12 protein-coding genes and 2 pseudogenes are annotated in these 22,746 nt (G+C 70.2%); 9 read left to right on the forward strand and 5 right to left on the reverse strand.

What is annotated here, in order from left to right:
* Nucleotides 1-60 precede the first annotated feature (60 nt).
* Complete coding sequence (locus ACVTJA_RS26055) at nt 61-6,570, reverse strand: alpha/beta fold hydrolase (RefSeq protein ID WP_465840074.1); 6,510 nt, start codon at nt 6,568-6,570, stop codon at nt 61-63.
* A 96-nt stretch (nt 6,571-6,666) separates the two neighbouring features.
* Here ACVTJA_RS26055 and ACVTJA_RS26060 point away from each other — a divergent pair.
* A pseudogene (locus ACVTJA_RS26060) lies at nt 6,667-6,927 on the forward strand (IS701 family transposase); the annotation flags it as partial.
* Nucleotides 6,927-7,022, forward strand: a pseudogene (locus ACVTJA_RS26065) (DNA-binding response regulator); the annotation flags it as partial. The pseudogenes ACVTJA_RS26060 and ACVTJA_RS26065, both read left to right, overlap by 1 nt.
* A 110-nt stretch (nt 7,023-7,132) precedes the next feature.
* Here the strand turns inward: ACVTJA_RS26065 and ACVTJA_RS26070 are convergent.
* Together ACVTJA_RS26070 and nhaA are read right to left on the reverse strand one after the other, a co-directional pair.
* A complete protein-coding gene (locus ACVTJA_RS26070; protein WP_465840076.1) occupies nt 7,133-8,827 on the reverse strand; it encodes an ABC1 kinase family protein in 1,695 nt (564 codons plus the stop codon).
* A 26-nt stretch (nt 8,828-8,853) separates the two neighbouring features.
* Entirely contained in the window at nt 8,854-10,215 is a 1,362-nt protein-coding gene (gene nhaA / locus ACVTJA_RS26075; RefSeq protein WP_465840077.1) for a Na+/H+ antiporter NhaA, read from the reverse strand.
* 161 nt (nt 10,216-10,376) lie between these two features.
* Between nhaA and mutS the strand changes: the two genes are divergently transcribed.
* Entirely contained in the window at nt 10,377-13,160 is a 2,784-nt protein-coding gene (mutS, locus tag ACVTJA_RS26080; protein WP_465840079.1) for a DNA mismatch repair protein MutS, read from the forward strand.
* An 82-nt stretch (nt 13,161-13,242) separates the two neighbouring features.
* Nucleotides 13,243-14,271 (forward strand): DUF3616 domain-containing protein, encoded by a 1,029-nt coding sequence (locus ACVTJA_RS26085; protein ID WP_465840080.1) that lies wholly within the window; start codon nt 13,243-13,245, stop codon nt 14,269-14,271.
* Nucleotides 14,272-14,303: 32 nt separating this feature from the next.
* Here the strand turns inward: ACVTJA_RS26085 and ACVTJA_RS26090 are convergent, their stop codons facing one another.
* A complete protein-coding gene (locus ACVTJA_RS26090; RefSeq protein ID WP_465840081.1) occupies nt 14,304-14,582 on the reverse strand; it encodes a hypothetical protein in 279 nt (92 codons plus the stop codon).
* A gap of 141 nt (nt 14,583-14,723) precedes the next feature.
* Here ACVTJA_RS26090 and ACVTJA_RS26095 point away from each other — a divergent pair, with 141 nt between their 5' ends.
* Both ACVTJA_RS26095 and ACVTJA_RS26100 read left to right on the forward strand, forming a co-directional pair.
* Complete coding sequence (locus ACVTJA_RS26095; protein WP_465840083.1) at nt 14,724-15,488, forward strand: DUF3592 domain-containing protein; 765 nt, start codon at nt 14,724-14,726, stop codon at nt 15,486-15,488.
* Nucleotides 15,489-15,573: 85 nt separating this feature from the next.
* On the forward strand, nt 15,574-17,373 hold the full coding sequence (locus tag ACVTJA_RS26100) for an N-acetylmuramoyl-L-alanine amidase (RefSeq protein WP_465840084.1): 1,800 nt from the start codon (nt 15,574-15,576) through the stop codon (nt 17,371-17,373).
* Between the two features lie 9 nt (nt 17,374-17,382).
* Here the strand turns inward: ACVTJA_RS26100 and ACVTJA_RS26105 are convergent, their stop codons facing one another.
* A complete protein-coding gene (locus ACVTJA_RS26105; RefSeq protein ID WP_465840085.1) occupies nt 17,383-17,967 on the reverse strand; it encodes a TetR/AcrR family transcriptional regulator in 585 nt (194 codons plus the stop codon).
* Nucleotides 17,968-18,071: 104 nt separating this feature from the next.
* Between ACVTJA_RS26105 and ACVTJA_RS26110 the strand changes: the two genes are divergently transcribed.
* The 3 genes from ACVTJA_RS26110 (at nt 18,072) to hflX (ending at nt 22,733) form a co-directional block, all read left to right on the forward strand.
* Nucleotides 18,072-18,806, forward strand: coding sequence for an ABC transporter ATP-binding protein (locus ACVTJA_RS26110; protein WP_465840087.1), 735 nt, complete (start codon nt 18,072-18,074; stop codon nt 18,804-18,806).
* Nucleotides 18,799-21,171 carry an ABC transporter permease gene (locus ACVTJA_RS26115; protein WP_465840088.1) on the forward strand — a complete coding sequence of 791 codons (2,373 nt, stop codon included), beginning with the start codon at nt 18,799-18,801 and terminating at the stop codon, nt 21,169-21,171. The genes ACVTJA_RS26110 and ACVTJA_RS26115 overlap by 8 nt, the downstream gene beginning before the upstream one ends.
* A 113-nt stretch (nt 21,172-21,284) precedes the next feature.
* Nucleotides 21,285-22,733, forward strand: coding sequence for a GTPase HflX (gene hflX / locus ACVTJA_RS26120; protein WP_465840089.1), 1,449 nt, complete (start codon nt 21,285-21,287; stop codon nt 22,731-22,733).
* The last annotated feature ends 13 nt before the right edge of the window (nt 22,734-22,746 follow it).

Raw genomic sequence — 22,746 nt, forward strand, 5'->3', positions numbered from 1 at the left:
TCTCGGCTTCTCGATGGGGCTCGATGCTGTCGCGACATCACCCTGGCAGGAGGCCAGACCTCACACGCTCCACCGCCGCAAGAACGAGCGGAGGAGCTCATTGAACGCGCCGGGAAGATGAAGCGGCACGTAATGACCGCCGTGCTCGAATTCGTGATACTGCGCCCGCGGGATCTCTCGTTCCATGTGGCGGCCGTATCGCGGCACGGTGAGTGTGTCCTCACGTCCCTGGACCACGAGCGTGGGCGCCTTGATTCCAGCGATGCGATCGGCCGCATCGAAACGCAGGACCTCGGCCAGGTAGTCGAAGCTGCGCTCATAGCCCGCGTCGCGCTGCGAGGCTTCGAGCGCCAGGGTGCGGCGCGCGAGCGTCGAGGGAGCCTCTTCGGGCGTTGTCCGCCAGAGATCCGCGAGCATCCTCCGAATCATGTCCTCCATGTTCCGGACGCTGTCCTCCTCCTCGAGGTGAGAGGTCGTATTGACCAAGGTGAGCGAGCGGACGCGGTGGGGCAGCGCAAGCGAAAACTCCTGCGCGACCATCCCGCCCAGGGACCATCCCACGAGGTGCACGGCCTCGTGGACGCCGAGCCCATCGAGCACGGCGGCGACCCGCCCCGCGATCCGCGCCGGCGACAGCGAGCCGTGGGGCGCAGTGCTCCGGCCATAACCCGGGTGGTTCGGGACGATGACCCGAAAGTCACGCTGGAGCTCTTCGATCTGGAACACCCAGATCGGGATTGACGCCATGATGGGGGGGAGCAGCACGAGCGGAGCGCCCGTGCCCGCGCACAGGACGTCGATGATTTCTCCGGAGGAGAGCGTGACCATGAAGGCTTCGAGGGAAGTGCCCGAGCCCACGAGCGCCCCAGGGACGTGCGTGATGTTCACGTCGCGCTCGACCCGCTCGACTGAGAGCGCCGGCTCCTCTTCCTCGGCCTTGCGTGCCGCTGCGGCGCCATCGCCGACCTCGTCCGGAGAGGGCCGCGTGAGCGTCGCCTGACGGATTCCGAGGAGCAGGTTCGTCAACGTGCCCAAGGTGAGAGTCTGGCGGGATGCATCGGGTCGCAGGGCCATCTGTACGGACATCGTGACGCCGAATGTTTGCTCTGCTCGTCGAAGCATCTGGAGATACATCAGCGAGTCGACACCGACGCTCTGGAGAGAGCGGTCGGAATCGACTCCTGCATCGTCGCGCAAGGTCACCTGGCGAAAGATGCCGCGGATGAGCCGCTCGACCGTGGCCGGATCGTCGAGGTTCTGCTCTTCGTGGCTCGCCGTCAGCGCCCGGCTCCTCACGAGCAGCGGGTTGGAGGCTTTGGGCAGCGTCACCGGGTTTGCCCGATAGCGCTGTTCAGGGCGCGAGGCGAGGGCGCTCCGAAGCTGCTCCTTCGATGCGGGCGTGGTGCGGAGGGCGTCCACGGATGCGACCGGCTCGCCCAAGGCGTCGGCGATGGCAAGCGAGACCGTCCCTTCGCCATCGCGGCGAGAAAGGCGCACGCGCAGGCAGGATGCTCCGGTCGCGAACAGGGAGACGCCCACCCAGGAGGAGGGGAGCGCCACCTCGCCTGCATCGAGAAGAAGGGAATCGAGCGCGAGCGCGTGAAGGGCAGCGTCGAGCAAGGCTGGATGCAGACCGAAGTGGTCGGCCTGCCGTGCGGCCTCTTCGGAGAGGTCAACCTCGGCAAACAGGTCGTCGCCCTGCTTCCAGGCGGCGCACAGGCCCTGGAAGTCGTGGCCATAGGCGAGACCCGCGTCGGCGAGGCGGTCATAGAGGCAGTTCAGGTCGAGCGGGGTGGCTCCCGCCGGCGGCCATGCGCGCAGGTCGAAGGAGGCCGACTCCGTGGATGATCCAAGGGTGCCGGTGGCGTGGCGGGTCCATGGAGTGTTGGGCGGGGCGTTCTCGGGCCGGGCGTGGAGGGTCACCGACCTGCGGAAGGCCTCATCCGGGATGCCGACGGAGAGCTGAAGATGGACCGCGCCCTTCGAGGGCAGCACAAGCGGGGACTCCAGGGTGAGCTCCTCGATACGGTCGAGCCCCACGCGGTGGGCGGCGACGAGGGCGAGCTCGACGAAGGCGGTGCCAGGCAGGAGGACCGTATCGAACACACCGTGTCCGGCAAGCCAGGGGTGGCTTTGCAGCGAGAGACGGCCGGTGAAGAGCAGGCCATCGGCATCAGCGAAGGGAACGGCGGCGCCGAGAAGCGGATGCTCGGCGGAGACAAGGCCGGCGGAGGCCACGTCGGCGCTGCCGGCCTTGGGAGCGCCGAGCCAGTAGCGCTCGCGCTGGAAGGCGTAGGTGGGCAGCTCGATCCGACGTGCGCCGAAGGGGGCGAAGAAGGCCTTCCAATCGAGCTCGTGTCCGCGGGCGTGCAGGCCACCCAGAGCGGCGGTGAGCGTTTCAACCTCGGGACGATCATTGCGGACGGCGGGCAAGAAGAGAGCGCGGGCCTGGGCCTCGTCGGACAGGCAGTCGTGGGCCATGGCGCAAAGCACGCCATGAGGTCCGAGCTCGAGGAAGGTGGTGACGCCTTCGGCCTCGAGGGTGCGCACGCCCTCGAGAAAGCGGACGGCGTGGCGCACGTGAAGTACCCAGGTTTCGGGCGAGCCGAGCTCCTCGGCGCTGGCACGCTTTCCAGTGATGTTGGAGACGATGGGAATGCGCGGCGGATGGAAGGTGAGCCCCTCGACGACGTGTCGAAACGCGTTCAGCATTCCATCCATGTGAGGGGAGTGGAAGGCGTGGCTGACCCGCAGACGCGTGGTCTTGCGGCCGAGGGCTTTCACCTGCGTTGTGACCTCGAGCACGGCCTCTTCGTCCCCCGCCACCACGGTGGAGAAGGGGCCGTTGAGCGCGGCGATAGCGACGTGGGCCTCGCGTCCGACGAGCAGGGGCGCGACCTCGGCCTCGGAGGCCTGGAGCGAGACCATGGCGCCGCCCTGGGGAAGGGCCTGCATCAGGCGAGCGCGTGCGACGACGAGGGTGCAGGCGTCTTCGAGCGACAGCACGCCGGCGACGTGGACGGCCACGAGCTCGCCGATGGAGTGGCCGAGCAACAAATCGGGCCTGACTCCCCAGCTTTCCGTGAGCCGGAAGAGGGCCACCTCCAGGGCGAAGAGGGCCGTCTGGGTGAAGGCGGTCTGGTGGAGCAGGGCGGCATCCTCCGAGCCTTCGGTTGCAAACAGGATGGGCCGCAGGGGCCGCTCGAGCTGCGCATCGAGATGGCCGCAGACGATGTCGAGGGCGTCACGGAAGATGGGGAAGGCATCGTAGAGCGCCCGGCCCATGCCGGGATGCTGACTTCCCTGTCCGGTAAAGAGCAGCGCGAGCTTGCCCTGGGCCTTGGCTTCGCCGAGCACCCCGTTGACAGCGGAGCTGCCCTGAGCGATGGCGCCGAGCGCCTCGAGAAGGGCTGCGCGGCTCTTCGCGACCACCACCGCGCGTCGTTCGAAGTGCGTTCGCGTGAGCGCGAGCGAACAGGCCACGTCCGCCAGCCCGAGGTCCGGATGGGCCTCGAGGTGTGCCCGCAGCCGCTCGGCCTGCGCACGCAAGGCCGCTTCGGTCTTGCCCGATACGAGCAACGGCAGCGCCGCGGGCACTTCGGTTCGTGCTGCCTGTTCGGAAGAGCCCGGAGTGGGTCCGTCCTCGGAGGATGGCCAGAGCTCCGGGAACGCCGCGCCGGACGGCCGCTCTGCCGGGTAGAGCTGCCGCCAGGCCACCTGCTGGCCGCGGGTGTAGAGGACCCCCAGGGAATCGAGGAGCACCGCCCGTCCTGGCTCCTCGCGGCGCATCGAGGGCAGCGCGAGCCCAGGTTGGACGATGGGGCTCCGGTCGGAGCTGGCCTGCGCGAGGCATTGCTCGACCGCCCGCGCGAGGACCGGATGAGGATTGATGTCGAGGAAGACGTCATGCCCGCTGCAGATGAGCCGCTCGATCGTCTCCGCGAAGAGCACCGGCTCCCGGAGGTTGTTGCACCAGTAGTCGGCGTCGAGCTCCGAGCCCTCCAGGCGATGGCCCGTGACGGTCGAGTAGAACGGCACTGGGGCGCAGCGGGGTCGTATCCCTTCCAGGGCCGAGAGGAGCTCCGGCAGGAGAGGATCCATTTGCGGACCATGCGCCGCGACATCGACGTTGATCCTCCTGGCGTACACGCCCGAGCGTGCGAGCTTGGAGATGAGCTCGTCGATCGCGGCCGGCTCGCCCGAGAGCACGACGGAGCTCGGGCTCATGATTCCCGCGACGGAGACCTTGTCCTCTCGCGCCAGGAGGGTGCGCCGCACCTCCTTCAAAGACAGCTCGACGAGCGCCATGGTCCCGCGGCCGGCGGTGCGCTTCTGGAGCCGGCTCCAGACGCAGATGATGCGCGCGGCGTCCTCCAGGCTCAGACAGCCGGCGACGGTAGCCGCGGCGATCTCGCCCATGCTTTGCCCGACGACGGCCGCCGGCTCCACGCCCCAGGACCGCCAGAGGGCCGCGAGGCCGACCTGGACGGCGAAGATTGCGGGCTGGACCCACGCAATGTCCTCGAGCCATGTCGCGTCGCCCGAGAGCAGCGCGTCCAGCAACGATCCGCCGAGGTGGGGACGCATCACCCGATCGCACCGCTCGATCGACGCGCGGAAGGCAGGCTCGCGTAGCAGGTCCGCGCCCATGCGGCGCCATTGCGCCCCCTGCCCGCCGAACACGAAGACGGGGCCGAGGCGCCCCCCGCGGGCAATGCCTGCCACCGCACCCGGGAGCGGGCGTTCCAGCAGCAGACCGTCGAGCCGCGCGGCGAGGTCGTCCCGTGTGCGCGCCGTGACAGCGATCCTCTGGTCTCCTTCGCCCGCGTGAGGGGCCGCGGCAGCGCAGAGCTCCGGGAGCGAGAGGGGTCGAGAGCCATCCAGGCAAAGGGCCCTCACCCTGGCCGCGAGCTGCCGGAGACGCTCGCCGTCCAGCGAGGCGAGGGGCACCAGACAAGCGCTCTCCAGACGAGCGCCTTCGAGGACGACGTGACAGTTCGTCCCGCCGAAGCCAAAGGAGCTCACGCCCGACAGGGCCCTTCCATCTCGTTCGGGCCAAGGCTCCCTGGAGGTCGGGATCTTCAGGTGGAGGGCGTCGAACGGGATGTGCGGGTTCGGGAGCTCGAAATGGAGGTTCGGCGGAACCGCCCGGTGCTTCAGCGCGAGGGCCGTCTTGATGAGCCCCGCGATCCCTGCCGCGGTTTCGAGGTGGCCGATGTTCGTCTTCACCGACCCCAGGAGTAGCGGCCTATCAGCGGGCCGGCCTGCACCCAGCACGGCCCCGAGGGCGCTGGCCTCGATCGGATCGCCGAGCACGGTCCCTGTCCCGTGCGCCTCGACGTACTGGACGTCCCGCGGGTCGACGCCCGCGTTCGCATACGCGTCCCGGAGCACGAGTTCTTGCGCAGCGGGGCTCGGCGCGGTCAGGCCGTTGCTGAAGCCATCATTGTTGATCGCGCTCCCGAGGATGAGGCCATCGATGCGATCGCCGTCCGAAAGGGCACGGGACAGGAGCTTCAAGACCACCACGCCCCCGCCCTCGCCGCGGCCATAGCCGTTCGCGCGGGCGTCGAAGGCTTTCGAGCGGCCGTCGGGGGCCAGAGCCCCGAGCCTGGCCATCGCGACCATGCTCTCGGGCCCGCTCATGAGGCTCACGCCGCCCGCGAGCGCGAGCGTGGCCTCCCCGAGGAGCAGGCTTTGACGGGCGTAGTGGACCGCGACCAGCGCGGACGAACAGGCGGTGTTGATGGCGACGCTCGGGCCGCGCAGGCCGAGCGTGTACGAGACGCGCGCGGGAATGATGCTGAGGTCCTGCCCCGTGGCGCTGTGCTGCGTGAGGCGAGCGAGGGAGCTGCCAGACAGCCTGGCATAGTCTTGCCACATCGCGCCGAAGAACACGCCGGTCCTGCTGTCTTTGAGAGAGCGCGGCGGGACGCCCGCGTCTTCGAGAGCCTCCCAGGAGAGCTCGAGCATCAGGCGCTGCTGGGGATCCATCTCGGCGGCCTCTCGCGGAGAGATGCCGAAGAACGTCGGGTCGAAGCGATCGATCCCCTCGATGAAGCCCCCCCAGCGCGTGCCCACCTTGCCGGGCGCGAGGGGATCGGGATCGTAGAGCACGTCGGTATCCCACCGGTCAGGGGGCACCTCGGTGATTGCGTCTACCCCGGACTCCAGGAGTCTCCAGTAGCTGTCCAGGTCCGGCGCCCCGGGGAACCGGCAGGCCATCCCGACGATCGCGATGGGCTCGTTCTGCGTGGGACTGCGTTCGGCGCGTCCGGGCACAAAAGCCTCGAGATCACTCGCCCCACCGGCCAGGTGACGCGCCAGCGCCTTTGGGGTCGGGTGTTGCCACACCAGGACGGGCGACAGGGGGCGCCCGAGCGCCTGAGCCAGGTCCGCGAGCATGCCTGTCGCGCCCTGCGAATCGAGACCATGACGATTGAATCGTTCACGGACATCGATGGATCGCGGCTCGATGCGCAGCCGCTCCGCGAGAAGGGATGTAATCAAGCTGCGGAGGTCATCCTCCGTCAGCGCTGGCAGCTGCGGATGGAGCATTGCGTTGCTCATGCAGTTACACTGCAACAATCTGTCATACCCCGAAAGAGACTCGGGGTGAACCGGGCTGCCCGCGGGGGCGAGCAGCTGTCAGTCGACGCCGGAGGGGATCCGCGTCGCGTCGTCGCCGCGGGCGTGTCCCAGCGAGAGCAGGAGCCCCTGTGGCTGCTTATCGAGTGGCGAGACGGTGAACCCGAGCCGGCCAATTACTTCCTCGCTTCCCTGCCGGAGCGCAGGACGAAAAAGCAACTCATCCGTTTGGTGATGCAGCGCTGGAGAACCGAGCGCGTCTACGAGGACCTCAAGGGTGAGCTGGGCCTGGACCATTACGAAGGCCGCCGCTTCCCGGGCTGGCATCACCATGTCTCGTCACGCAACTCTACCGGAAGCTGGGGGCGGAGAACCGCACGCAACTCATGCTTCGAGCGGCATCCCTTGGGGTAAAGCCACCACGAGGCAGATGAAATTTGTGGAGGGACAGCCTCCATCAGGAAGTAGCTCAGTACTTCTTGGTATCTTCTCGCCCGAGCCCGTCGAGTGCTGGGACGGATTTTCAGTTCAGAACTCTCTCGCCCTACCTGCGCTTCTGCGGCTTCTTCATGAAGCGGCTCAAGCGCACCTTGCCCAGTCCGCGCCCGCCGAAGAGGTACCAGGTGAAGACGGCGCCGAAGAGCGCCGCCGCCAGGGCGATGCCCACCACGCCCAGCACCGGCACGCCTCCGTACATCCACGGCTTCGGCGCGAAGGCGATGAACGCCCCCACGATGAATCCGCAGGCGCACAGCCCGAGGAACGCAATCACCGCCGCGCTGCGCAGGTTCTCGTTCAGCTTCTCGAACTGGTCCGCGCGCACCGTGACGGTGAACTTGCCGGACTCCATGTCGAGCAGGATTTGCGACAGCTGCGTGGGCAGGTCCGCCGCCATGGACTGGAAGCGCAGCAGCGTCCGCATCAGCCCGCCCTGCAACTGCGACGGGTCATACTTCCCGGCGAGCAGCTCCTTCGCGTACGGCAGCGCCACCTCGATGATGTTCATCTCCGGGTAGAGGCTGCGCAGCATGCCCTCCGTGGACACGGACGCGCGGCTCAGCAGCGCGTACTCCTTCGGAATCCGGATGCGGTACTTCACCGCGAGGTCCAGCAAGTCCCTCAACAGCGAGCGCGTGTCCACCTGGCCCAGCGTCGTCGCCAGGTGCTGGCCGAGAATCGCCTCGATGTCGTTGCGGAAGCCCACCAGGTTGGCCCGCGCGTCCGGCACGCCCACGCGGTAGAGGATGCGCGCCACCGAGTCGCTGTCCTTCAGCGCCACCGCGAGGCACAGCATCACCAGCGTCTCCTGCATCGGCCGCGTCAGCCGCCCCACCACGCCGAAGTCCAGCAGCGCCAGCCGGTTGCCCTCCAAGAGGAGGATGTTCCCCGGGTGCGGGTCCCCATGGAACAGCCCGTCCTCGAAGAGCTGCCGGAAGCTCGCCTCCAGGATGTGCTTCGCGATGACCTTCCGGTCCTCCTCCGCGAGCTGCGCCTGATTGATTTTCACCCCGCGGATGAACTCCAGCGTCAGCACCGTGCGGCTGGACAGGTGCGGGTAGACGCGCGGAATGTGGAGGTACGGCCGCTCGCGGTGGTTCTCCAGGAAGGCGCGGACGTTGTCCGCCTCGTTGAGGAAGTCCAGCTCCTCGTGGATGGCCCGGTCGAACTCGTCGATGATGCCGCTGGGCGTGTAGACGCCCGTCTCCTCCACCACGGCCTCCAGCAGGCGCGCCAGGCTGCGCAGCACCCCGAGGTCCGAGTCGATGCTCGCGGCGATGCCCGGCCGCTGCACCTTCACCACCACCTCCTCGCCCTCCAGCGTCACCGCCCGGTGCACCTGGGCAATCGACGCGGCGGCCAGCGGTGTCGGGTCGATCTGCGCGAAGAGCTCCTGTGCCTCCTTGCCCAGCGACTCGCGAATCTGCGCGTGCACCTGCTCCAGGGGAATGGGGACGACGTTGTCCTGGAGGAGCGCCAGCTCGTCGATGAACTCCGCCGGCAGCAGGTCCGCGCGGGTGGAGAGCACCTGGCCGAGCTTGATGAAGGTGGGGCCCAAATCGCTCAGCAGCATGCGGAAGCGCCGGGCGGTGGAGGCGCGTCGCGTCTCCGGAGAGACCTCCACCTTCTCCTTGCGGCCCAGGATGCGCCACAGGCCCGCGCGCTCGGCCAGCTCGCCGAAGCCGTGGCGCGCGGCGATGACGGAAATCTGCCGAACGCGGTTCAAGTCCTGGAGAATCACGAACGCCGCCCCTTTTGCCCGCAACGTTACGCCGGGGCGACGGGCTTCGCCACGAACCGCAACAGCACGTAGCCCACCACCGCGGACAAGAGCGAGCCCACCAGGATGCCCAGCTTGGCCTCGCGCAGGAGCCCCGGCTCGCTGGCGAAGGCCAGCCCCGCCACGAAGAGCGCCACGGTGAAGCCGATGCCCGCCACCACCGCGACTCCGTGGAGCTGCCCCACGCCCGCGCCTCCGGGCATGGCGGACAGCTTCGCCTTCACCGCTCCCCAGGTGAAGACGAAGATGCCCAGCTGCTTGCCCACGAAGAGACCGACGATGACGCCCAGCGGCAGGGGCTTCAGGAGGTCTCCCCAGCCCATGCCCTCCAGGGAGATGCCCGAGTTGGCCAGCGCGAACAGCGGGACGATGCCGTAGGCCACGTACGGGTGCCACAGGTGCACGAAGCGGTTGAGCGGCGGCTCCAGATCCTCCAGCCGCTCCTCGATGTAGAGAATCTGCGCGCCGCGCACCTGCTCGTCGCCCACCTCCTGGACACACTGGGACGCGAAGCCAGCCAATTCCTCCAGCACCTCGCGGCCTGCGCGGGTGGGAAGCGCGGGGATGAACAGCCCGAGCGCGACACCGGACAGCGTGGCGTGGATGCCGGCGTGGTGCATGACGTACCAGAGCGCCGCGCCCGCCAGCAGGTACATCAGGCCGCTGCGCACGTAGAAGCGGTTGAGGACGCCCAGCGCCGCCAGCACGCCCGCGCTCGCCAGCAGCCATTCAACGTGCAGCCCGGTGCCGTAGAAGAGGGCGATGACGAGGATGCCGCCGATGTCGTCGAAGATGGCCAGCGCGGTGAGGAACACCACCAGCCCGTGGCCCACCCGCGCCTTCACCAGCGTGAGACAGCCGATGGCGAAGGCGATGTCCGTGGCCATGGGAATGGCCCAGCCCGCCATGGACGGGGTGCCGTGATTGAAGGCGGTGTAGAGGAGCGCGGGCACCACCATGCCGCCCAGCGCGGCGATGAGCGGCAACAGCGCGCGGGACACGGTGCGCAGCTCGCCCGAGGTGAGCTCGCGTTTGATTTCCATTCCCACGACGAAGAAGAACAGCGTCATCAGCCCGTCGTTGACGAGCTCGCGGAAGCTGAAGCCCGCCCGGGCGCCGTCCAGGCCCAGCTCCAGGTGCGCGTCGAAGAGGGCGCTGTAGGTGGCGGCCCAGGGGGAGTTGGCCCACACCATGGCGGCCACGGCGTTGAAGGCCAGGAGGATGCCGCTGCTCGCCTCCAGCCGGAAGAAGGCCTGGAGGGGGAACAGGGCGGCGCGGAACAGCGCGGGGACGGGAGGCGGCGGCTGGGGGCGCGGCAGCGGCGTGGGCGTCGTCGGGGGCGTCTCCATGACGGCGGCAAGATGCACGGCCGGGCGGGCGGGCGCACCCGTTTTCGGCCGGGGGGCGGCGGGGAGTGTCAGCGAGTGTCAGCGGTGGATGGTAAGGGAACGCGGCAGGTAGGGTGTCGGGTTCGTTGATCCACGGGTCGGGTCGTGAGAGAAGGACGGTGATGGGCGTGACTCAGCAGGCGAAGGCAGCGAAGGCGGCGGTGGACCTTCCGGGCGACGTGACTCCAGACGTAGTCCCGGGCGCGCCGGGCTCGGGTGGCCCGGTAGAAGGCGCGGGCGCGCGGGAGATTGCCTCCCTCACACCGATGATGCGGCAGTACCTGGAGCTGAAGGCGCTCCACCCGGACTCGGTGCTGTTCTTCCGGCTCGGGGACTTCTACGAGATGTTCTTCGAGGACGCGGTGCGCGCCTCGGAAATCCTGCAGATCACCCTCACCGCGAGGGCCAAGGGCGCGGACAAGGTGCCCATGTGCGGGATTCCGTACCACTCGGCGCGGCGCTACATCGCCCGCCTCATTGGTGAAGGCCTGAAGGTCGCCATCTGCGAGCAGGTGGAGGAGCCCGGCAACGGGCCCGGCATCGTCCGGCGCGAAGTCACGCGCGTGATTACCCCCGGCATGGTGCTGGACGAGGAGGTGCTGGAGCCGCAGGCCAGCAACTTCCTCGCCGCCGTGTGCTGGAGCGAGCGTGGCTGGGGCGCGGCGCTGCTGGAGGCGTCCACCGGCGAGTTCATGGCGGTGGAGGCGGCGAGTTCGGCCGAGCTGGCGGAGGCGCTGTCTCGCGTGGAGCCCCGCGAGCTGCTGGTGCCGCAGGGGCAGCGCAACGCTCCAGAGGTGCAGCAGTTGTGCGGCCGGCTGTCGCGTACTCCGGCGGTGGCGGAAGGGGAGGCGGCGGCCTTCGAGCCCACACGCGCGGCCAACTACCTGCGCGGCCACTTCTCCGTGCAGTCGCTGTCCGCCTTCGGGCTGGACGACGCGCCCATGGCGACCGGAGCGGCGGGCGCGGCGCTGCGCTACCTGAAGGACACGCAGAAGACGCCCGCGGCGCACATCGACCGGCTGAGCCGGCAGGAGCGCGCGGGCCACCTGCTCATGGACGAGTCCTCCCGGGCCAACCTGGAGGTGCTGCGCTCCCAGCGGGACGGCGGGCGCAAGGGCTCGCTGCTGGGCGTGCTGGACAGGACGGTGACGAGCCTGGGCGCGCGCAAGCTGGCGCGCTGGCTGGCGTCTCCGCTGGGCTCGCTGCCGGAGATCCACGCGCGGCTGGACTCGGTGGAGGAGCTGTCCGGGCGCAGCGTGTGGCGCGAGGAGCTGGCCACGCTGCTGAAGGAAGTGGGTGACTTGGAGCGGCTGTGCGGCCGGCTCTCGCTGGGGGCGGGCAACGCGCGTGACTTGCGCGCGCTGGGCGTGTCGCTGGCGCAGCTTCCCAGGCTGGGGGCGGCGCTGGCGCGGTGCCAGTCCTCGCTGCTCAGCGCTCTCTCCGGGCCGCTGGGGGCACTGCCCGAACTGGCGGAGCTGCTGGGGCGCGCGGTGGCGGACGAGCCGCCGGTGACGCTGAAGGAGGGCGGGATGATCCGCCCCGGCTTCCACCAGGAGCTGGACAAGCTGGTGGCGCTGTCCACGTCCGGCAAGGACGTGCTGCTCCAGATTGAGGCGCGGGAGAAGGAGCGCACGGGCATCTCCTCGCTGAAGGTCCGCTACAACAAGGTCTTCGGGTACTACCTGGAGGTGACGAAGGCGAACCTGCACCTCGTGCCGGCGGACTACATCCGCAAGCAGACGACGGTGGGCGCGGAGCGCTTCGTCACGCCGGAGCTGAAGGAGTACGAGGAGCAGGTGCTCACCGCCGAGGAGCGGCGGTGCGTGCTGGAGCTGCAGCTCTTCGAGGAGCTGCGGGCGAAGGTGGTGGCGGAGGCGCCGCGCATCCGCTCGGCGGCGGAAGCGGTGGCGGCGTGTGACGCGCTGCTGTCCTTCGCGCGCTGCGCGGCGGAGTATGGCTACACGCGGCCGGAGGTGGACGCGTCGGAGGTGCTGCAAATCACGGCCGGCAGGCACCCGGTGGTGGAGCGCATGCTGGGGGCGGGCGAGTCCTTCGTCCCCAACGACGTGCAGATGAATCCGGAGGACGCGCAGCTCCTGGTCATCACCGGCCCCAACATGGCGGGCAAGAGCACGGTGATGCGGCAGGTGGCGCTGACGGCGCTGATGGCGCAGGCGGGCTCGTTCGTCCCGGCGAAGTCGGCGCGCATCGGCCTGTGTGACCGCATCTTCACGCGCGTGGGCGCGGCGGACAACCTGGCGCGCGGGCAGTCCACCTTCATGGTGGAGATGACGGAGACGAGCCACATCCTCCACCACGCCACGCGCAAGAGCCTCATCATCCTGGACGAGATTGGCCGCGGCACGTCCACCTTCGACGGCCTCTCCATTGCCTGGGCGGTGGCGGAGCACCTGCACGACAAGGTGGGCGCGCGGGCGCTGTTCGCCACGCACTACCACGAGCTGGTGGACCTGGCCCGCGAGCGGCCCCGGGTGAAGAACCTGTGCATCGCCGTGAAGGAGCAGGGCGGCAAGGTCATCTTCCTGCGCAAGCTGGTGCCGGGCGGGGCGAGCCGCTCGTACGGCATCGAGGTGGCGAAGCTGGCCGGCCTGCCGCCGGAGGTGGTGTCCCGGGCGCGCGAGCTCCTGCAGAACCTGGAGTCGGGCGAGCTGGACGACGCGGGCCGGCCCCGGGTGGCGGTGCGGCAGACGGGGAAGAAGGGCTCGACGGCGGGGCAGCTCGGCCTGTTCGTCGCGGAGCCGGCGCCGGTGCTCCAGGCCTCGGGCCCCGCGCTGTCTGCCGCGCAGCAGAAGGTGTTGGACACGCTGAAGGCCATCACCATCGACCGGATGACGCCGCTGGATGCGCTCAATCTGTTGGCGCGGCTGCAGCGGGAGCTGGAGTAGCGCGGTCCTCGCGCTGTCGCTCAGATTACAGAGCGTTTCCCGCCACTCCCCATGGGGCCTCTTCGTGCAAAGAAGAAGGCCCATGAGGCTGGTTTTCATCTGTGTGGGAGTCGTCCTGGCCACGGGCTGCGCGGCCCGGGGTGTGCCTGAGCAACGGCCTGTCACGTCCTCGGCGGGCGTGGCGGATTCGCGAGCTCCCGTCGTCTTCGAGGGGATGTGTGACGCCTCGGGCGCGGTGGCCCTGGGCGGGGACATGTTCGTGGTGGGGGACGACGAGGACAACGTCCTCCGCGTCTATGACGCCCGGCGCGGCGGCCCTCCGCTGAAGAGCGTGGACCTGTCACCGGACCTGGAGCTGCCCGCGAAGAAGAAGCCGCCCGAGGCGGACATCGAGGCGGCGACGGGGCTGGGCTCGCTGTCCTTCTGGCTCACGTCGCATGGGCGCAACAGCTCCGGCAAGAAGCAGGAGAGCCGCCTGCGCTTCTTCGCCACGGAGGAGACGGACGGAGGCCCGAGAGTGGTGGGCCATCCGTACTCGCACCTGTTGGATGACCTGCTCGCGGACCCTCGGATGGCGCCCTTCGGGCTGACGCAGGCGGAGGCGCTGCCTCCGAAGTCGCAGGGTGGATTGAATATCGAGGGCATGACGGCGATGGCGGATGGGAGCTCGCTCCTCATCGGGTTCCGTAGCCCTGTGCCGGAAGGCAGGGCGCTGGTGGTGCCCGTGCTGAACCCGGTGGAGGTCGTCCGCGAGGGCGCTCGTGCGCGGCTGGGGGAGCCGAGGTTGCTGGACCTCGGGGGCCTGGGCATTCGCTCGATGTCGTGGTGGCGCGGGCGCTACCTCATCATCAGCGGCGCCACGGCGAGCGAGGCGACGTCGCGCCTGTTCACCTGGCGCGGTGGGGACGATGCGCCCGTGCCCGTCTCGGAGGTGGACCTCACCGGGCTGAATCCCGAGGCCTTCTTCACGCCGGAGCAGGTGGACGAAATCCTGCTGCTGAGCGACGACGGCACCGCTCCGCTCGACGGCGTGGAATGCAAGCGCTTGAAGGACCCGGCGAAGAAGCGCTTCCGGGGTGTCTGGGTGAAGCTGGCTCCCGAGCCGGTGTGACGGGGCCTCGGAGGCTGTTGACGGATTCCGGGCTAACGCCCGGTCTTCCACCCCCAGATGGGCATGCCGCGTGCGACGCGCATGGGCAACTTGGGCCAGCTGCCTTCGCTTGCCTGAACCAGGACTCGGTAGACATCGGTGAACTCGAAGGCCGCATACAGGCGCTCACTGCACTCGTGTAACATGTATCGCCCCTGCGGCTCGGGGAGCTGAACCACCAGCCTCTCGGGCTCGCCGTCCAACCTCAGGTCCGCAATCCACCGGTCGTCACCCTCGCGCCGGATATCGACAATCACAATCTCCACTCGCATCACCCCGGCGTCGAGAGGTCAGTGCCCGGCCTCGGATTATATGCGTTGAGCTACCGCTGAGATGCCCGATGTCCGGGCTGAGCGGAGCTCGCGGTTGGCATGCGCCGTTGCGGACGCGAGGTGCGGTAGGCTCCATACCGCATGCAGCTCGCCATTCCCCATGCACCCCGGCGGGTGCGGTTGACGCAGGTGCCCGGCGCGGTGGGCCGCCTCGTGCGCGGCGTGGTGCTCGGCCTCGCCGCCATGGCGCTCCTCGGCACCGGAGCCGCCTGGGCCGGGCGCTTCTTCGTGGAGGAGCAGGGCTTCGCCGCGCGGGCCGAGGAGATTGAAGGCTTCGTGGTGGCCACCCGCCTGCCGCCGCCGGACGCACGCGACGGCGCGGAGGGCGCGCTGGAGGTGCTCTACACGTTCGCTGACAAGGAGCACTCCGTCTCGGGTGTCCGCACGTATGCCGAGTACGCGGAAGGCCTGGGGCGGGGCGCGAAGGTGAAGCTGCTCGTGGACCCCGCCGTGCCGGACCGGCCTCGCGAGGCGGGCTTCGCGCGGGCCCGGGCCACGCGGGTGGGGCTGCTGCCGTGGGGCCTCGGCCTGGGCGCACTGGTGGCCGTGGGGCTCTTCGCATGGGAGACGCGCCGGCTCTTGCGCGCGGAGGTGGAGCCGCTGCGGCTGGGCGCGCTGGTGTGGCTGACGCCGGATGGACCGTTGCCGGAGACGCGAGCCGAGGTGTCCTTTCCCGCGCACTACTTCCGCCAGGACGTGAAGCACGCGGTGCGCGCGAAGGTGCGCCCCGGGCGGGCGCCAGTGCGCAACGGGGACAAGGTGCTGGCGGCGGTGGTGCCCCGGCAGCCCGACTGGGCGCGCGTCATCGACCAGGACCTGGCGAAGGAGCTGGGCTGGGTGCGCTGACGGCCGAAGGTATGGGCCGAAAATTTGCCGGTGGCATGGGGCCGTGTGACACACGCCTGTAGCTTGCTGTCCGCCGGAGGAACCCATGCGCCTCGCTCTCGTGCTGCCCGTGCTGCTGTTGCTCGTCCCGGGCGCGGTGGGAGCGGCGAAGCGCAACGAGGCCGAGGAGGCCTACCAGGGCGCCCGGCGTTCCTACTACGCGCTGAAGGACGACGCGTCCCGCCGCAAGCTGCGCCACCACTGGCTCAACGTGGTGCGCAAGTTCGAGGCCGTCGCCAGCAAGCACCCGAAGTCCGACCGCGCTCCGGACGCACTCTTCACCGCGGCCGAGCTGCTCTCGGAGCTGAGCCGCGTCTCCTTCGTCGACGAGGACCTGAAGGAGGCCATCGCCCACTACAAGCAGGTGCGCGACGGCTACCCGAAGCACCGGCTCGCGGATGACGCGGCGCTGGCGCTGGCGCGCATCTACGTGAACCGGATGGACCAGCCGGACGTGGCGCGCCGCATCCTCACGGAGACGCTGTCCAACAACGGCAAGGGAGACCAGGCGAAGGACCTGAAGGCGCTGCTGGCCACGCTGCCCGCGCCCGCGAAGCAGGCTCCGGCGAGCAAGCCCGCGCCCGCGAAGCCCGCGTCGCCCGCCGCCGAGGAGCGCAACACCGCGGTGGCCCAGGTGTCTCCGCCGGCCGAGCGTCCGAACTCGACGCTGGTGGGCGCCATCGAGAAGCTCGCGCGTGAGCCGTCGCCGATGATTCCCCGGCTGGACCCCAACGCTCCCGCGGCCAATGACGACAGCGAGGACGAGAAGGGGCTGGACGGCGCCGTGGCCGCCGCGCTCGCGGCGAAGGAGGCCCGCGCCGCCACGGCCACGCCGAAGAAGCCGTCGGACGAGCTGGAGTCCAAGCCCGCCGCCGAGCCGAGCGCCGTGGCCTCCGCGAAGAAGCCGGCCACCGAGCCGGAGCCTGCCCGTGACTCCAAGGCCCCCGCGTCGAAGCCCGCGGCCGAAGCGGCCCCCGCCGTCGCGGCGGCCGGCAAGCAGGAGCGTGACGAGGCGCCGTACACCATCGTCGTCTCGCCGCCCGAGCCGCCGAAGCCCATCACCCGTCCGGTGGACGACAAGGTGGCGCAGGCGCGGCTGAAGGCGGTGGCGAAGCAGTCGAAGAGCGCGGAGCTGACGCTGGCGGAGCAGCTCGGCCTGAAGGTCCGTCGCGTCATCATCGACCCGGGACACGGCGGGCACGACACGGGCGCCATCGGCAAGGAGGGGACGCGCGAGAAGGACGTGGCGCTGTCCATCGCGAAGAAGCTGGCGGACGAGCTGCGCGAGAAGGGGCTCGAGGTGGTGATGACGCGCGACGATGACCGCTTCATCCGCCTGGAGGACCGCGCGAAGTTCGCCAACACGGAGCGCGGCGACCTGTTCATCTCCGTCCACTGCAACGCGGCGGCGAGCCGCAAGCTGCGCGGCGTGGAGACGTACACGCTGAACACGTCGGCGGACCGCTACTCCATCCGGCTGGCGGCGCGCGAGAACCAGTCGTCGGAGAAGGGCATCAGCGACCTGCAGTTCATCCTGGCGGACCTGGCGACGAAGGCGAACACCGAGGAGTCCTCGCGGCTGGCGAACCAGGTGCAGAAGAACCTCGTGTCGGGTCTGGCGCGGAAGTACTCGGGCATCAAGGACCTGGGCCACAAGGAGGCGCTGTTCTACGTGCTGCTCGGCGTGAAGATGCCGGCCATCCTGGTGGAGACGTCCTTCCTCTCGAACCCGGAGGACGAGGAGCGCCTGGCTTCGGGCGCGTACCAGTCCGAGGTGGCGAAGGCGATTTCGCAGGGCGTGGAGGACTTCCTCAGCGACCGCCGCCGCGTGGCGAAGGTGGACTGAGGCACGCCGTCAGCCCGGGGGCAGGGTGCCCACCTGGGCGAGCACGGGACGGCTGAGCTGGAGGTAGAGCGCCTCCACCTGGCCGGGCTCGAGCGCGTTGCGCGAGTCAATCCACCAGGTGAGCAGCTCCATGAAGGCCCCGGCGAGGTAGTGCGTCGCGGCCTCGCGTGCCGGGCCCGCCGGGGCGAGCCGCTGCAGGTCCTCGCGCACGAGCCCCACCACGAGCTCCGTGAAGCGCTTCACCACCACGTGGCCGCTGTGCTTGCCGATGATGGCGCGGAACACCCGGCGGTTCTCGTCCGCGTGGGTGAGCAGCCCGCCGGCGAACGCGAGCGGCGCCCCGTCCGTGCCCGCCGCGCGGAGTTGGGCGCGCAGCGCCTTGCGCAGGTCATCGAAGCCGCCGAGGAGCAGCTCCTCCTTGTCGGCGAAGTGCGCGTAGAACGTGGAGCGGCCCACGTCCGCTCGCTCGCACACGTCCATCACCGTGATGGCGTCCCAGCCGCGCTCCAGGATGAGCGCGATGAGCGCCTCGCGCAGCATCCGCCGGGTGCGCGCCACCCGCCGGTCCATTCCCTCCGCCGTCTTCGGCTCCATGCCTGCCTCCGTTCCCGGACAGTCGCCCGGCCCGTGTCCCGAATGGGGCGGGCGGGCCGGGGCTGTCGATTGCAGCATCCCACGCTCTCCGTATTCATGGACACATGTCCAGGAACGAGCATGGTGTCCCGTTGGTCGAGTTGAAGGAAGTCACCCGCACCTACGCCGTGGGAGGCGCGGCGTTCACCGCGTTGAGGGAGGTGGAGCTGAAGCTGCCGCGCGGCGAGTTCATCGCGGTGGTCGGCAGGTCGGGCAGCGGCAAGTCCACGCTGCTCAACCTCGTGGCCGGCATCGACCGGCCCACCCGGGGCGAGGTGAGGGTGGACGGAACGCCGGTGCATGCGCTCGACGAGAGCCGGCTCGCCGCGTGGCGGGGCCGCAACGTGGGCGTCGTCTTCCAGTTCTTCCAGTTGCTGCCCACGCTCTCCATCCAGGAGAACGTGATGCTGCCGATGGACTTCTGCCGCACCTTCAAGGGGCCGGCGGCACGTGCGCGGGCGCTGGAGCTGCTCGATCGCGTGGGCGTCGCGGACCAAGCGCACAAGCTGCCCTCGGCCCTCTCGGGAGGACAGCAGCAGCGCGCCGCCATCGCCCGGGCGCTCGCGAATGACCCGCCGCTGCTGCTCGCCGACGAGCCCACGGGCAACCTGGACTCGGCCACGGCCGGGGCCGTGCTGTCCCTGCTCGCGGAGCTCGCGCGTGGGGGCAAGACGGTGATGATGGTGACCCATGAGCGCGACGTCGCGGCCCGCGTCGACCGGGTCATCACCCTGGCGGACGGCCGGGTGGTATCCGACACGGCGGACCGGCGCGAGCGCGTGGAGGCGGCCCATGGTTAGCCCCCGCTGGCGCAAGCTGCTGCGCGACGTGTCGGCCGAGCGGGGCCGCATCGCGGCGATGACGGTGGCCGTGGCGGTGAGCCTCGTGGCCGTGGGCGCGGTGCTGGGCGCGCGCGCCATCCTGACGCGGGAAATCGCGGTGAACTACCTGGGCACGCATCCGGCCTCCGCCACGCTGGGGCTGCCCGGCGGCGTGGACGCAGCGCTCGTCGAGGAGGTGCGCCGTCAGCCGGACATCGCCGACGCGGAGGCGCGCGACGTGGTGCTCGCACGGGTGCGCGTGGGCGACGACTGGAGGCCGCTGCTGCTCTTCGTCGTCGAGGACTTCGACGGCCTGCGGCTCAACACCTTCCGCCACGAGAGCGGCGCCTGGCCTCCGCCCGAGGGCACCGTGCTCGTGGAGCGCAGCGCGTTGCCGATGCTCGGCGTGGGGCCGGGGGCAGACCTCCTCGTGAAGCCTCCGCATGGCCCGGCACGCGAGGTGCGGATGGCCGGCCTCGTGCATGACCCCGGGCTCGCCCCCGCGTGGCAGGAGCGCATGGGGTACGCGTATGCCACCCGCGCCACGCTCGCGTGGCTGGGCGAGCCGCCGGTGCTGCACGAGCTGCGCATCACGGTGCGCGAGCGGCCGCTGGACGCCGGAGCGGTGGAGGCCCACGCGAAGGCGCTCGCGGCGTGGCTCGGCGGGCGGGGCCATCCGGTGAGCGAGCTGCGCATCCCTCCGCTCGGCAAGCACCCGCACCAGCGCCAGATGGAGTCCGTGCTCCTGCTGATGCTCGCCTTCAGCGCCATGGCGCTCGTGCTCAGCGCGGTGCTGGTGGCCAGCTCGCTCGCGGCGATGCTCGCGCGGCAGGTGCGGGAGGTGGGGGTGATGAAGACGCTCGGCGCTCGCACGGGGCAGGTGGTGGGGCTGTATGCGGCGCTCGTCACGGGCGTGGGGCTCGCTTCCGTCGCCGTGGCGGTGCCCCTCTCGCGGCTCGGTGCGCTCGCGCTCGCGGAGGCCGTGTCGGCGATGCTCAACTTCAACCTCACCCGCACCTTCATCCCGCACCACGTCCACGTCATGCAGGCGGCCGCGGGCCTCGGCGTGCCGTTGTTGCTGGCGGCGCTGCCCATCCTTCGCGCGGCCCGCGTCACGGTGCGCGAGACGCTCGAGCGGCACGGGGTGAGCGCGGACGCGCCACGCGGACGCACCGCCGCACTGCCTCCTCCACTGCGCAACGCCTTGCGCCGGCCGGCGCGCCTGGCCCTCACCCTCGCGCTGCTGGCCGCCGGAGGTGCCATGTTCATGACGGCGCTCGATGTGCGGCGGAGCTGGGAGCGCAACCTCGACAAGATTCACGAGACGCGCCACTACGACGTGGAGGTGCGCTTCCACGACGCCGAGCCCATGCGCGTGGCCGAGCGTCTGCGGCAGCTCCCTGGCGTGCGCCAGGTGGAGCCGTGGGGCTACGCGCCAGCCGCCTTCGCCCGTCCGGGAGAGCTGGACGTGGTGCGCACGTACCCGGACCGGGGCCATGGCAGCCTCGCGATGCTGGCGCCGCCCGCTGGGACGCACCTCGTCGGCTTCCCGCTGCTCGCGGGACGGTGGCTCCAGGAGGGGGACACGGACGCGGTGGTGCTCAACCACGTGGCGCTCGCGCAGGCGCCCGGACTGCGCATTGGCGACCCGGTGCTCCTGTCGGTGGATGGGCGCCCGACGGCGTGGCGCCTCGTGGGCATCGTGGAGGAGGTGGGCTCGCCCGGCGTGGCCTACGTGACGGACGCGGCCTTCGCTCGCGCCAGCGGTACGGAGGGGCGGGCGCGCATGCTGCGCATCGCGACGAGCGCGGCTTCGCCGACGGTGCGCACGGAGGTCATCCGCGACGTGGACGACGCGCTCGGTGAGGCGGGCATCGGGGTGGAGGCGGTGATTCCATTCTCCGAGCTGCGCACCGCTGTCGGCGACCACGTCCTCATCCTCGTGAGGATGCTCGTCGCCATGGCGGCGGTGATGGCGACGGTGGGGATGCTCGGGTTGTCCTCCACGCTCGCCGTGAGCGTGATGGAGCGCACGCGCGAGCTCGGGGTCATGAAGACGCTGGGGGCGACGCCCTCTCGGATTGTCTGGATGCTGGTGGCCGAGGGGCTCTTCATCGGCGTGCTGAGCTGGGGACTCGCGTTCGTGCTGTCGCTCCCCCTCACCGCCTTGGTGGATGGGCTGGTGGGCCGGCTCGGCTTCCTCGCGCCGCTGCCGTTCGTCATGTCTCCTGGCGCTGTCGTGGGCTGGCTCGGGCTCGTGGTGGTGGTGAGCCTCGTGGCCATCGCGCTGCCCGCGCGCAGGGCGGCGCGGCTCGGGGTGCTGGAGGCGCTTGTCTCGACGTGAGCTGTGTCGGGAAAGGGGAGGGATGCGCGGTAGCGCCTGTCTGCCCGCTCGCAGTGCTCCAGGGCATGAACTCGGACGCTCCGGCGGGGGCGTGACGTGCTACGAGCGTCCACATGTCGAAGCCCCATTCCGAGCGTCCGAGAGCGGTTCTCGTCGGTGTCCAATTTCCCAGCGTGTCGGACACGGAGCACGCGGCGGACCTCGCGGAGCTCCGCCGCCTGGTGCACACGCTCGGGTATGACGCCGTGGCGACGGTGTCCCAGCGCCGGACGAGGCTGGCCACGGGAACGGTGCTGGGCACGGGGAAGCTCAAGGAGCTGGCCGCGCTCACCGGAGGGCCCGGCGTGGTGACCTCGGGAGCGCGCCGCCAGACGTCCAAGGCCCGCGAGCGCTGGGAGGCCGAGGACGCGGAGGAGGCCGACGCGGAGACGCAGGCGCCGGAGGATTCCGGCGTGGAGCCGTCCGACGCGGAGGAGGGTGACGCCGGAGAGGAAGCGGCGCTGCCCGATGAGCCCTCGGTGTCCGGTGACACCCTGACGGGCCCGCGTCCCACGGTGGTCGTCGTGGACCACGAGCTCTCGCCGAGCCAGCTGCGCAACCTGGAGAAGGCCACCGGGGCGCAGGTGATGGACCGCGCCGGCGTCATCGTCGACATCTTCCACCGGCACGCACGGAGCCACGAGGCGCGGATGCAGGTGGAGATTGCACGGCTCAACTACCTCGCGCCCCGGCTGCGCGAGTCCACGGGGGGCCGGGAGCGGCAGCAGGGCCGGGGAGCCGGAGACTCCGCCGTGGAGCTGGACCGGCGCAAGATTCGCGACCGGCTCGCGGAGCTGCGCGAGGGGCTCGCCGCCATCCAGAGGGATCAGGACCACCGGCGGTACGCGCGTCGAGACCAGCTCCGGGTGGCGCTGGTGGGCTACACCAACGCAGGCAAGTCCTCGCTGATGCGAGCCCTCACCGGCAGCGAGGTGCTGGTCGCCGACCAGCTCTTCGCCACGCTCGACACCACGGTGCGGGCGCTGCACCCGGAAACGCGGCCGCGCGTGCTCGTCTCCGACACGGTGGGTTTCATCCAGAAGCTGCCGCACGACCTCGTCGCGTCGTTCCGCTCCACGCTGGACGAGGCGCTGGAGGCGTCACTGCTGCTGTACGTGGTGGATGCCTCTGATTCGACCTGGAGCGCGCAGCTCGAAGTCACGCGGACGGTGCTGCGGGAGATTGGCGCGGATGCCGTCCCGAGCCGGCTGCTGTTGAACAAGGTGGACCGGCTGGATGACGCAGCGAAGGCCGCGCTGAGGGAGCAGCACCCGGACGCCATCCTGCTCTCGGCCCACCGGCCGGACGACGTGGTGGCGCTGCGGCGCGGCATCCTCCAGTTCTTCGAGGCGTCCATGGTCGAGGCCCACCTGGTGATTCCCTACGCGAGCCAGGGCCGCATCGGCGAGGTGTATGAGCACACCACGGTGCTCTCCCAGGAGTACGACGAGACCGGCACGAAGCTTCGCGTGCGCGGCCTCCCTGCCGCGATTGCCCGGCTCACGCAGGCGTTCCCGCGCTGAGGGCTCGATACGG

The organism is Pyxidicoccus sp. M6 (genome assembly GCF_055568925.1).